Origin of the sequence: Acinetobacter sp. HZNU-JH01, from assembly GCF_037996845.1 — a bacterium.
Lineage (GTDB): Bacteria > Pseudomonadota > Gammaproteobacteria > Pseudomonadales > Moraxellaceae > Acinetobacter > Acinetobacter haemolyticus.
This window is the reverse complement of the sequence record NZ_JBBMZX010000001.1, coordinates 1,984,526-1,997,086: the sequence shown is the minus strand read 5'-3', so window position 1 is coordinate 1,997,086 and position 12,561 is coordinate 1,984,526. Positions and strand designations below refer to the sequence as shown.

General features: G+C 41.2%; 13 protein-coding genes. 9 read left to right on the top strand and 4 right to left on the bottom strand.

All coding sequences use genetic code 11. The annotated features are described in order from the left end of the window. Nucleotides 1-168: 168 nt before the first annotated feature. The 3 genes from rph to AAC851_RS09550 all read right to left on the bottom strand — a co-directional run bounded on the left by rph (nt 169) and on the right by AAC851_RS09550 (nt 3,181). On the bottom strand, nt 169-885 hold the full coding sequence (gene rph, locus AAC851_RS09560) for a ribonuclease PH (protein ID WP_004637386.1): 717 nt from the start codon (nt 883-885) through the stop codon (nt 169-171). A 97-nt stretch (nt 886-982) separates the two neighbouring features. Next, nucleotides 983-2,125, bottom strand: coding sequence for a fatty acid desaturase family protein (locus tag AAC851_RS09555; RefSeq protein ID WP_340601043.1), 1,143 nt, complete (start codon nt 2,123-2,125; stop codon nt 983-985). 30 nt (nt 2,126-2,155) lie between these two features. Beyond that, nucleotides 2,156-3,181: a ferredoxin reductase gene (locus AAC851_RS09550; protein ID WP_042874097.1), complete on the bottom strand. Its 1,026-nt coding sequence runs from the start codon at nt 3,179-3,181 to the stop codon at nt 2,156-2,158. A 597-nt stretch (nt 3,182-3,778) separates the two neighbouring features. Here AAC851_RS09550 and AAC851_RS09545 point away from each other — a divergent pair. Together AAC851_RS09545 and AAC851_RS09540 are read left to right on the top strand one after the other, a co-directional pair. Continuing rightward, on the top strand, nt 3,779-4,429 hold the full coding sequence (locus AAC851_RS09545; RefSeq protein ID WP_004637383.1) for a TetR family transcriptional regulator: 651 nt from the start codon (nt 3,779-3,781) through the stop codon (nt 4,427-4,429). Nucleotides 4,430-4,535: 106 nt separating this feature from the next. Continuing rightward, a complete protein-coding gene (locus tag AAC851_RS09540; protein WP_075316441.1) occupies nt 4,536-5,165 on the top strand; it encodes a TetR/AcrR family transcriptional regulator in 630 nt (209 codons plus the stop codon). Between the two features lie 63 nt (nt 5,166-5,228). Here AAC851_RS09540 and AAC851_RS09535 read toward each other — a convergent pair whose 3' ends face one another. Then, on the bottom strand, nt 5,229-5,849 hold the full coding sequence (locus AAC851_RS09535; protein ID WP_075316442.1) for a thiol:disulfide interchange protein DsbA/DsbL: 621 nt from the start codon (nt 5,847-5,849) through the stop codon (nt 5,229-5,231). A gap of 178 nt (nt 5,850-6,027) precedes the next feature. Between AAC851_RS09535 and ubiG the strand changes: the two genes are divergently transcribed. The 7 genes from ubiG (at nt 6,028) to AAC851_RS09500 (ending at nt 12,557) form a co-directional block, all read left to right on the top strand. Further along, the gene (gene ubiG, locus AAC851_RS09530; RefSeq protein WP_004637380.1) at nt 6,028-6,741 is read left to right on the top strand and encodes a bifunctional 2-polyprenyl-6-hydroxyphenol methylase/3-demethylubiquinol 3-O-methyltransferase UbiG; all 714 of its coding nucleotides are present in this window, start codon (nt 6,028-6,030) and stop codon (nt 6,739-6,741) included. Continuing rightward, nucleotides 6,741-7,439: an HAD family hydrolase gene (locus AAC851_RS09525; protein ID WP_340600800.1), complete on the top strand. Its 699-nt coding sequence runs from the start codon at nt 6,741-6,743 to the stop codon at nt 7,437-7,439. Before ubiG ends, AAC851_RS09525 begins: the two co-directional genes overlap by 1 nt. A 30-nt stretch (nt 7,440-7,469) precedes the next feature. Next, complete coding sequence (locus AAC851_RS09520; protein ID WP_161416683.1) at nt 7,470-8,216, top strand: YciK family oxidoreductase; 747 nt, start codon at nt 7,470-7,472, stop codon at nt 8,214-8,216. 164 nt (nt 8,217-8,380) lie between these two features. Then, nucleotides 8,381-8,758 (top strand): RcnB family protein, encoded by a 378-nt coding sequence (locus AAC851_RS09515; protein WP_004637377.1) that lies wholly within the window; start codon nt 8,381-8,383, stop codon nt 8,756-8,758. A gap of 142 nt (nt 8,759-8,900) precedes the next feature. Continuing rightward, entirely contained in the window at nt 8,901-10,256 is a 1,356-nt protein-coding gene (argA, locus tag AAC851_RS09510) for an amino-acid N-acetyltransferase (protein ID WP_005092720.1), read from the top strand. Nucleotides 10,257-10,565: 309 nt separating this feature from the next. After that, the gene (locus tag AAC851_RS09505) at nt 10,566-11,555 is read left to right on the top strand and encodes a sulfonate ABC transporter substrate-binding protein (protein WP_005092722.1); all 990 of its coding nucleotides are present in this window, start codon (nt 10,566-10,568) and stop codon (nt 11,553-11,555) included. 12 nt (nt 11,556-11,567) lie between these two features. Then, nucleotides 11,568-12,557, top strand: coding sequence for an aliphatic sulfonate ABC transporter substrate-binding protein (locus AAC851_RS09500; protein ID WP_153569056.1), 990 nt, complete (start codon nt 11,568-11,570; stop codon nt 12,555-12,557). Nucleotides 12,558-12,561 lie beyond the last annotated feature (4 nt).

The window sequence follows — 12,561 nt, the reverse complement described above, 5'->3', positions numbered from 1 at the left end:
CTCTGTTACTTTATGAAAGTATTCACTTGATCTTTGTAGGCTATTCCGGTAACAGGTCTTTAAAGATAAACATCCTATGATGTTATCAATGATAATCTATTAGGGTCGCATTCAAATAAAAAAAAGGCGGTCTAAAAAAACCAGACCGCCCGCACTATCAACTGGAACTTACCAACCGAGTGCTTGCTGTTGCTTCTGAATCAATTCCGCGATTCCTTTTTCTGCAAGCTCTAACATGGCATTACACTGTTGGCGAGTAAACGGTTTATCTTCTGCCGTTCCTTGAATTTCAATAAATTCACCCGCTTGTGTCATCACCACATTTAAATCCGTTTGGCAATTTGAATCTTCTTCGTAGCATAAATCGAGGAGAACTTCGTCTTGATACATTCCCACCGAGATTGCAGCGATCAGACCTTTTAAAGGGTCTTGTTTAATTTTTTTGTTGCTGAGCAATACATTCATTGCATCAACCAAAGCCACTGCTGCACCTGTAATTGCTGCAGTACGCGTTCCACCATCCGCTTGGATCACATCACAGTCAATCGTAATGGTGTTTTCACCTAACTTCTTCAAATCCACCATGGCACGCAAACTACGACCAATCAAACGTTGAATCTCTTGAGTACGACCACTTTGCTTACCGCGTGCTGCTTCACGATCACTACGGGTATGTGTTGAACGCGGTAACATGCCATATTCAGCAGTCACCCAACCTTGCCCTTGTCCTTTTAAAAATCGTGGAACAGAGTTGTCAATGCTTGCTGTACACAGCACTTTGGTATGACCAAACTCAACCAAAACTGAACCTTCAGCGTAACGGGTATAGTTACGGGTAATTTTTACCTCTCGTAATTGGTCTAATGCTCTCTGGTCAATACGCATAATGATTCCTTAAAACTATGGCACAAAAGTAATTGCGCCATAGTATAGCTCATTTGCCTACCTATTCCGTTTTACTTATTCGTTACAATTCACCCATTTAAGCAAACTTCAATTTTGCCTTCAGTTTGCTTATTGCTTGAGCAAGATGGCTACCGACATCATTTGGCAGTGAACATTTGGCTAAACGTACCCAAACCGTCCAAAACTGCTTCATAAAGTTCGCTTCGTTATAGTTGATACCATATTCAGCACATAACACTCTGATTTTAGGTGCAACTTCTTCATAACGATTGGCTGGCATATCTGGGAATAAATGGTGTTCAATCTGATGGCTTAAATTACCACTCATAAAGTGCATCCATTTCCCACCGGTGAAGTTACTTGAACCACGAATTTGGCGTAAGTACCACTCAGCTTTGGTTTCATTTTCAGTATTGTCTGCTTCAAAAGTTTCCGCATCTTCGGTGAAGTGACCATTAAAAATCACTGCCGATGACCAAAGATTACGGATAATGTTCGCCACTGCATTTCCAGCTAACACAGGAATAAAGTTAATGGTCGCAATCGCAGGGAAGAATACATAATCTTTTAACACTTGGCGTTTGGCTTTTTTACGGAACTCCGCTGCATCGTCCCAGACCTGTTTCCAAGTTTTGGTTTTATAAACTAAAGCATCTTCCAAATGTAAATTTTGTACGCCCACATACCACTGAAAAAAGAACATCAATTGCAATGCCAATGGAATATTCGCCAAGTGACGGACTTCCCATTTCTGATCTTCACTTACGCGTAAAATACCATAGCCGACATCGTGGTCTTTACCAACGATATTGGTGTAAGTATGGTGCATATAGTTATGCGTATAACGCCAGTCATTACCTGAACAGGTATTGTCCCAATCATAGTCTTCACCACGTAAACTTGGATCATTCAGCCAGTCAAACTGGCCATGCATAACATTGTGTCCAAGCTCCATGTTTTCTACGATTTTAGAAACGCCCAGCATTGCTGTTCCGACCAACCATACAGGTGGAATCCAGCCTCCAAACATCAACATGCTACGTGAAGCAATCTCGGTGTAACGCACAAAATTACGTACTTTGTAGATATATTTCGAATCTTGTTCACCAAGGTTTTGCATCACCTCAAGACGAATTGCTTCTACACGGCGACCAAACTCTGCAACTTGCTCAGGTGTTAAATGGGCCGATTTGGATGCTGTTTTAAACTCTAATGCCATATTCATTGTGATAATCCTCAATATTTCTTTTTATAGGTCAATCGTGACTGGGCTAAGCGCCTGACTCACACATAATTTGATTGCGCGGTTCGGTTGATCATCAATTTCACCCGTGATCACATTTTGTGTCACGCCGCTGACTTTGGTACAGCTACAGCGGTTACATACACCCATACGGCAACCATGTTGTGGGCGTAAACCTGCTTGTTCTGCACTACTTAGGAGATTCGTCGTTGCAATAAAGTTCTGTTGTGCACGGCGGAAGGTAATCTGTTGAGCTTCATTGGACTGTTCCAACTGCACAGGTTGGAAGAATTCCTGATGGAAATTTTCTGCTGCGCCATGTTGCATATAGATCTCTTGTGCTTGACGCATCATGCTGTGGTGACCACATGCATAGGCTTGAATTTCTTTAAAATTCGGTACCAATTGCTCTAACAAAGCTGTATCTAAATGCTGTTTGGCTACAGAGGTATTAAAGAAATGGTATTTTAGCTGTGGATATTGTTTCGCCAAATCCACGATCTCTTGATGGAACACTTCAGCACGGTTGAAGTACACCACATGAATTTCTTTTAAGTTCTGTGCAATCGCTTGTTTCAATAAAGAATAGATGGCAGTGATACCAGAACCTGATGCAATTAATAGTGCGGGTTGCTGCCCTTGGTGCAAAACAAAATCACCTTGTGCTTGCGAGATTTCAACACAATCACCCACGTGTAAAAGCTGAGCTGCACTAGAGACTAGACCTTGCACTTTGATTCCCAGACGGATCTCTCCTTGCGGCGTAATATCAATAATTGAATAACTACGCTGATGATAAATCCCCTGAATCATCAAGGTAATCAAAATACTTTGTCCTGCACTTACTTGCGAAAGATCAAAGTTATGATTTGGCTTTAAAGTCAATAAAACCATATCTGTACTTAATGAGCGTACTGCTGTCACTTCAGCAAGAATACGTTTCCAAGCAAAAGTTGGTTTTATTTTTTGCAAAACAAAATCAACAAAATCTTCTCTAACCCAGTGTGGCTGATACCCTAACTTTGCGTTCATACGTTCCTCGTTTTGTATCTGGCTATTTATATTGAGTGAACAAATGTTCATGTAGTGAACATGTGTACACTATATTCACTTGTGTTCACTGAGTCAACACTTGTTCACTAATTTTCTGAGTGTTTTTTACTCTTTTTTATAAATGCTTAAATTCTCTTGAAAAAAACAACGCCTTGAGGAGATACTGAACCTGCTGAAAATGTGACTGAATTTGCCAAAAGCTAAAAAGTGTCTGATTGAGCAATGGATTAAAGCTAAAAAAAAGCTATTTTTTTTGCTAGACTATAGGGTCTGTTGGCATTTCACCTTGCGAGCTATTCAGCTCTCATTGCGACAGAGAACATCTTTTTGACGATACAAGGCTTGACTTACGAAATTTAGCCCTTCTAAATGAGTAAGGCATAACGCAGTAGCGACAAAAGATGAACCTGTCCCGCAGGGTTATGGCTAAAACTGCCTCAAACTTCGTTATGAAGCTTGACAAGGGAGCCGCCATTGTCTGCGTTTCATGCCTTGTTTGTGTGGTTTTAGCCTATAACGCAAGGCATGGCTGAAATATCAACAAACCCTACTATATGGTTTTAATGGATCTTATTCATGTCGATTAGAGATGAACGAAAACAACAGAGTCGGCAAGCTCTACTGGATGCAGCACTTCACCTCAGTACCTCTGGGCGCTCATTTAGTAGTATTAGTTTGCGAGAAGTTGCTCGCGAAGTTGGTTTAGTACCAACAGCGTTTTATCGTCATTTCCAAGATATGGAAGCACTGGGGCAAGAGCTCGTTGATCAAGTCTCTTTACATCTCAAAAGTCTGATTCATCAACTCGGTCAAAGCTATCTAAAACATAGTGGAGCAGCTAAAACCCGCACCAGTATTGAGCTATTCGTGCAGGCGGTCAATCATAGTCCGCAACAATGGCAGTTTATGATTGCCGAACGTTGGGGGGGATCCGAAACGGTAAGAATCGCAATTGCACGTGAAATTGAGTTTTTGATTGAAGATCTCGCTATTGATCTCTGCAAGCTTGAAACCTTCAAGCACATTAAAGACGCCAAACATTTACAAGTCTTATCCACCATTTTAATCAATATGTCTTTTACATGGGCGATGACGTGGATCAATCTACCCAAACAGTTTGAGATCGATGATTTATTAGAACAACAGAATCTATTTATAGACAACGCAACCACTCAGGTTCGTTTGTTATTTAATGGGATCTCAAATTGGGAACCACAAAACGTTTGACTATATCAAGCTTAAAGTTTGATATATAAAAGCATTGCTTCGCGTTATTATGCATTAGACAATAAAGCATTGCCGTTTAGAACACTATGAGGAGCTTATAAGCATCATGAATCCTGATCGTCATACACAGTTCTTAATTCGCAAAGAAAAAATTTTGCAGGTTGCTGAAAAACTATTACTAGAAAACAACCAAGAAATGACCCTAGATGAACTGGTTGCCGAACTGGACATTGCCAAAGGTACACTATACAAACATTTCCGCAGCAAAAACGAACTGCTACTGGAACTTATTATTCAAAATGAAAAAGAAATTTTAAAAATTTCAGATAAATATAATACTGATGTCAAAGAATATGCGCCTCGCTATATGCTCTATCATCTAAAAGCACCAAGTCGTACGATTCTATTGCATCAATTAGAAGAACATCTCACCATGACTGAATCAAAGTTAAAACATCTCTTTGATGAGCTCTATGAAATTCGTCAGCAACGTATTGTTTCTTTGAAAGAAATGACCGAAAAATATTTAAAGTCGCAAAATTATGACATGTCGATTCGTGATTATTTGTCTTATATTTGGTCACTGACCTACGGTGCAGCATTATTGTTAAATTCAAGCTATTACCAACGCTCAATCGGCTCACGGGAAAAATTAATTAACCTTTATGTCAATCAGGCTCTATCGTTGCCTACACAAAAAGTGCAAATTGACATAGAAGCTTTGGATAATGAATAACACGGAATAAAAAGGACTGCGGCAATTACCCCCAGTCCTTTATACTTTAACTAAAGATCAATTTTATTTGCCTTTACGCTCTTTTTCTAATAAGAAGTCAACTACTTGGGTGACTTTTGCATCTTCACCATGTACCACATATTTCCCGTTTACCACGACTGCAGGTACGCCTGTCAATTGGTACTGTTGAGCCAACTGATTTGATTCCGCAATTTTTGCAGTAATTGGGAAAGAGTTAAACATACTATTAAATTTCTGTTCTGGCACACCGTAACGCGCAAAGAACTTCGCTTGAGAGGCTTGGTCAAAGATCTGCTGACCCCCCTCATGAATCGCATGGAACAGTGGAATATGAGTTCTCTTACGAACACCAAGCGCCTCTGACACATAGTAACCACGCGCACCTTGTTCCCACACTTTATTCATGGCTGCTGGTGTACGAAGGAAATATACATCTTTTGGAATTTTCTTTAACCAAGTTTGCATATGCGGCTCAAGGTTATAGCAGTGACCACAACCATACCAAAAAAATTCACGGACTTCGTATTGTCCTGCTGGCGCGACCGTTTTTCCAGGATTGGCCACAACTGTATAGTCTTTGCCTTCAACAAAATTGGCAGCCATTGCATTCATTGAAAACGTCAACGCAACTGCACCTAAACCACTGAGTACTAACTTTTTCATTGCCTGTGCTTTTCCTCTAAGCATTTTTCGTAAGTTTATATGCTAATTATAAAGCAAACTCGACTAATTCGTTTTTCTTCTGTGAAGTTTTTTATAGGATTTATCGCTTTTTTTGCCAGAATCGCTACACTACCCAAAGATTAAACCGAAATAATCATCCTAATATAGAGGTGACACCATGTCGCAATTGAATGTTGACCCGCAAGAAATCGCAAAATTTGAAGCATTGGCTGCCAAATGGTGGGATCAACATTCGGAATTTCGCCCACTCCATCAAATCAACCCCTTACGCCTAAACTGGATCGATGAACGCGTTGGTGGTTTAGCGGGTAAAAAAGTCCTCGATGTGGGTTGTGGTGGTGGAATTTTGGCTGAGAGTATGGCCCGTCGTGGTGCTGATGTTCTTGGCATTGATATGGGGGAGGCTCCGCTTGCAGTGGGCCGCCTACATGCACAACAAGAAAATGTACAAAATATCGAATATCGCCAAATTCCTGTTGAACAACTAGCACTAGAGCAAGCAGGTCAATATGATGTCGTTACTTGCATGGAAATGATGGAGCACGTGCCTGATCCTGCATCAATTGTTCAAGCTTGCCAAAATTTGGTGAAACCTGGTGGTCATGTGTTCTTTTCAACCATTAATCGCAATCCAAAATCCTATTTATTTGCGATTATTGGCGCAGAATATGTATTGCGCTTACTGCCAAAGGGCACACATGATTATCATAAATTCATCCGCCCTTCAGAAATGGCACATGATATTCGCAATGCAGGTTTAACCCTCAAGGAAATGATTGGCTTACATTACAATCCGATCACCAAGCACTATTGGCTTGCCCCAAATGTCGATGTGAATTACATGGTTCATACTACGAATACAGGTGCTTAATGAAAGCTGTTTTATTTGATCTAGATGGCACCTTAATTGACACAGCAGCTGACTTTATTCGAATCATTCAGCAAATGTGTCGGGACGAGCAACGTCCTGTCGTTGATGCAGAACTCATTCGCACCCAAGTGTCTGAGGGTGCACGTGCTATGGTGAAATTGGTTTATCCTGAATTAGAACTCACTGATCCTATTTTCTTAGCACATCGCCAACGCTTTTTAGATGTGTATGGTGACAACATCGTCGTTGATACCGATCTATTTGAGGGTATGTATCCATTACTTGAACAACTTGAGGCAAATCAAATTCCTTGGGGAATCGTGACCAATAAACCGCGTGGTTTGAGTGAATCCTTATTGGCTGAACTGAAACTGACTGAACGTTGCGCAGTTCTGGTTTGTCCTGAAGATGTGAGTAAAACTAAACCAGATCCTGAACCCATGTATTTAGCGGCAAAACAACTACAGATTGATCCGAAAGAGATTATCTATGTCGGAGATCATCCCCGTGATATTGATGCGGGTCGTCATGCAGGGATGTACACCATTCTAGCTGCATATGGCTATTTACCTATTGAATCCCGTGATGATCTTAGTGCGTGGCAAGCAGATGCCATTATTCACACTGTTGCTGAGCTTCAACAATTGCTCCAACAGAAAATCACAGTTTTAGCAGAAAATCAGGGTATGATGAGTTAAACAACTCAGATAACAACAGGAGGCATAACAATGAAATATTCAGAATATCAACCTCGCCCAGATCTACTTAAAGATCGCATTATCTTAATCACAGGTGCTGGTGATGGGATCGGACGAGCTGCTGCGATGAGTTATGCCCTTCATGGTGCAACTGTGGTATTACACGGTCGTACCTTAAACAAACTTGAAGTCATTTATGATGAAATTGAGGCTTTAGGTGCGCCGCAACCTGCTATTCTCCCATTACAACTCTCAACGGCATCGAGTCATGATTATGAGCTTTTGGTCGATACCTTAGAACAGCAGTTTGGCCGTTTAGATGGTATTTTGCACAATGCTGGCATGCTAGGTGATCGTGTGGAACTCGCCAATTATCCTGTGGATGTCTGGGATGATGTCATGGCGGTAAATTTACGTGCGCCTTTTGCTTTAACTCAAGCCTTATTACCTTTACTCGAAAAATCAGAACATTCTTCTGTGATCTTTACCAGTTCAGGTGTTGGGCGTGAAGCACGTGCATTGTGGGGTGCTTATTCAGTTTCCAAGATTGCGACGGAAGCCATGAGCAAAATCTTTGCCTTAGAAAATAGCTTCCCAAACATTCGCTATAACTGTATTAATCCAGGTGGAACACGTACCGCAATGCGTGCCAAAGCCTATCCAGATGAAGATCCGAAAGTGTTACCTACACCGGACAGCATCATGCCTGCCTATCTTTATCTGATGGGTGATGATAGCTTAGACATGAACGGGCAAAGTATTGATGCGCAAGATTAAGACTTTATGAGAATAATTCCAAACAGCATTGAAGACTAACTTGATGCAGAGAGCCGTGTAAATTATCTTCATCTTTTTAAAGGAACAATGAATTGATCTTCACAGTTTCTCTGCATTTTTAAGGTACAGTTTTCACATGAGAGACATCCGATATTAGGTGTATCATGAAAAATTTTTTCATTATTTTGATGTTAGGTTCAACTGCCTTATTGGGGAGTGTAACAAGTTTTGCGAGTCCTCCATTTGATCGCGATGAAGATACGCGAGGCAAACATGGTCGCAATTTTGAACGTTCAGATAATGACAACCGGATGCGTGAACGCCGGATGCGTGAGGAACGTGGTGTAGAGCGCTTGAAACAACATCGCTGGCAAGCGGGATATGTCATGCCCCAACACTACCGTGGCAATGGCTATAAAATAGATTATAAAGAAAATAATCTACCGAAGCCGGGACGTAATCAACAATGGTACAAAATCAACAACGACTATATCTTAGTTAACTCAGATGATAATAGTATTGTCACTATTCGAGCATTCTAACTACACCACATAGTCCTATACGAGATGGATGGCTCACAAGATCGCACTCAAATTTCATTTGAGTGCTTTTTATTAAACTAAACCATGTGAGTTTGAGTTTTTTTGTTTAGAATCATCTCATATCTGTTGATTTGAGATCGGTATGCCAAGTAAGCCTGTAGAAAAATTGCATCACAGCACTCAACATTATGTACATTGGTTTCGCCATTCTGCACCTTATATTAATGCACACCGAGATAAAACCTTTGTTCTGATGTTCGGTGGTGAAGCCGTTCAGCATGAAAATTTTCAGCATATTATTCACGATATTGCCCTGCTGCATTCTTTAGGCATTCGCTTAATCCTCGTATACGGCGCACGTCCTCAGATTAATCAAAATCTACATCAACAACAGATCGAAACACCGTTTCATCAAAATCGTCGCATTACCACACGCGAATCTCTACGTGGTGTAATGAATGCCGTGGGTTCAATTCGCCTAGAAATTGAAGCTCTATTATCCATGGGTTTAGCCAACTCGCCGATGTACGGCGCACGCATTGATGTGGTTTCAGGCAATTTCGTGACTGCAAAACCTTACGGTATTCGTGAAGGAATCGACTTCCAACTCACGGGCGATGTACGTTCGATTGATACCGATGCAATTCAACGTCATTTAGATAACCATAATATTGTTTTATTAGGGCCAACTGGCTATTCAACCACGGGTGAAGTCTTTAATTTACTCGCTGAAGAAGTCGCAACCAAAACGGCAACTGCATTAAACGCCGATAAACTGATTTTCTTAGGTGAAAAACAAGGGCTAATCAATGATCAACAACAACTGCTACGCGAGTTAAGTCCGCGTCAACTTGAACCCTATATTCAACAATTCCAATCACAATATCCTGAGTTTGCCTTACACCTCAAACAAGCTCAACAGGCATCATTGTCTGGTGTACATCGTGTGCATCTAATTTCTTATGCGTATGATGGTGCATTGATTGAAGAACTATTTACACGTGATGGGGTCGGTACACTAATCACAGATGCTCACTATGAGGAGGTACGAATCGCCAACATCCAAGATGTCGGTGGTTTGATTAACCTACTTCGCCCACTCGAACAAGAAGGAATTCTGGTCTATCGCTCACGCGAACTTCTTGAAAGCGAAATTGAGCAATTTGCCGTGATTGAACGTGACGGCATGATTTTGGCCTGTGCGGCACTCTACCCCATCCCTACAGGAGAAAATGAAATCCGTTCAGCAGAAATTGCCTGCGTTGCTGTGGATTCAAACTATCGAAAATCCAATCGTGGCAGCCAGATCTTGCAATTTCTAGAAACTAAAGCCAAACAACAAGGCATTCAACAACTGTTCGTGCTAACCACTCGCACGGCCCACTGGTTCTTGGAACAAGGCTTTATCGCGGCCAGTATCGATGATTTACCCAATGCTCGCCAAGCGCTCTATAACTATCAACGTAACTCCTTAGTCTTTAAAAAAGTTTTAGTTTGAGTTCATTTAGGTTGTAGATATTTTTATTTCTCATAAAGATATCTACAACACATCAATATTACTGATTGATCTAAAATAAAAAATAGTCGTTTTCTTGAAATACCAAAATTAATTAAATTAAAAACAATATCTTATAAACTTTTCTGATGATCGCGTTTATACAAAGCATGGCTAAGCTTATGCAATCTTGTGTTTTGCACTTTTCCTTATAAATAAAGCCTAATTCGTTATTTTTTCTATCATAGAAAAAGTTTTAGCGTGGTTGCTCATCTTAATTCAATCTTTGATTTTTTGGGGAGCACAACCAACATGATCATTTCAAGCAAGCATTCATGGTCATATCTCATCATTGCAGCGAGCCTTGCCAGTTTGATGGGAGTCACAGGTTGTGCAAAGAAACCTGAGCAGCAAGCAACAACACAACAAGAAACCACAACATTCAATATCGGCTTTCAAAAGTATGGCATCTTGCCGATCGTTAAAACAAAAGGTGAATTAGAAAAACGCCTTGCTGCTCAGGGAATCAAGGTGAAATGGATTGAATTCCCAGCGGGTCCCCAGCTTCTGGAAGGTTTGAATGTAGGAAGTGTGGTTTTTGGTGAAGCAGGCGAAGCGCCACCGATCTTCGCACAAGCAGCGAATCCCAATTTGATTTATGTCGCCAACCAACCACCTGCTCCAACAGCTGAGGCATTAATCGTTCAAAAAGACTCACCTATACAATCGATCCAAGACCTAAAAGGTAAACGCATCGCACTCAATAAAGGTTCGAATGTACATTATCTCCTCCTTAAACTACTTGAAGCTCACAATCTCAAGCTCAGTGATATTCAACCTGTTTATTTACCGCCTTCAGATGCACGTGCAGCCTTTGAAAAAGGCGTGGTTGATGCTTGGGTTATTTGGGATCCGTTCCTTGCTGCAGCCGAGCATCAAATCCAAGCCCGAGTGATTGCCAACGGCGAAAATCTGGTGAACAACCATCAATTTTATTTGGCAGATCGCCAATATGCGGAGAACAATCCAGCAGTTTTACAAACAGTGATTACCACACTGAATCAGACCACAGACTGGGTCAAAGCACATCCTGAAGATGCAGCAAAACTACTCGAAAAGCCGATTGGTCTTGGGTTTGATGTGTTAAAGACCTCGATATCTCGTATGGGTTTTGGCGTTCAACCTATTTCAGAAAAGGTTGTGACAGAACAACAAGATGTGGCTAACGCGTTCTTCGCACAACAACTGATTCCAAAGCAACTTGTGATTCAAGATGCCGTATTAAAGAACAACATTCGATAATAGGGGATCATCATGACGTTATTAGCGAAAGTTTCTATTCTCGGCTTACTGATCTCTGCATTTTCAATCAGTGGCTGCCAAAAGACCGAATCTCAAAATACGGAAAAAGCGGCTTCAAGCAATCAACACACGGCGATCAAAACACTGACAATTGGCTTCCAGAAATCATCACTCGCTTTATTGGTTGCAAAACAACAAAAACTCTTTGAACAAGAATTTCCCAAGACCAAAATTGAATGGCGTGAATTTCCAGCAGGGCCACAAATGTTAGAAGCGCTTGCCGTTGGTGCGGTTGACTTTGGCTATGTCGGGAATACACCTCCCATTTTTGCACAAGCCGCAGCAAAACCGTTACGTTACATTGCCTATGAAGTCGTTCCAGCCACTGGTCAAGCGGTATTGGTTCATGCTGAGGATCAAATCGATACCCTTCAAGATTTGAAAGGCAAGCGTATCGCTGTACAAAAAGGTTCAAGTGCTCATGAGCTACTTGCAAAAACATTGCAAAAAGCAGGCTTATCATGGCATGACATTCAACCAATTTGGTTACCGCCTGCCGATGCTCGTGCAGCATTTGATAAACAAGCCGTAGATGCATGGGCGATTTGGGAACCCTACTTAGGTACTGCGGAGTTACAAGGTCATACCAAAACCTTGGTCGATGGCTCAGCTTTTCCTACCACTTATTCTTTTTATATTGGCAATCCAAGCTTCATCCAAAAGCATCCAGAGTCTGCCCTCAAGTTAATAAAGACCATCAATCTTGCAGATCAGTGGATTGTGCAACACCAAGACCAAGCCTTACAGATCTATGTAAATAGTACTGGTTTAAGCACTCCTGTAGCACAACGTGTACTCGATAAAAGACCGAAACCCTCTCCCATTCAACCACTGACCACAGAAGTGATTCAGCATCAGCAACAAATTGCCGATTTATTTAAACAAGAGCAATTGATTCCTGTGCACATTGATATCCAGCACAGTGTTTGGACAACTCAATAAAAAT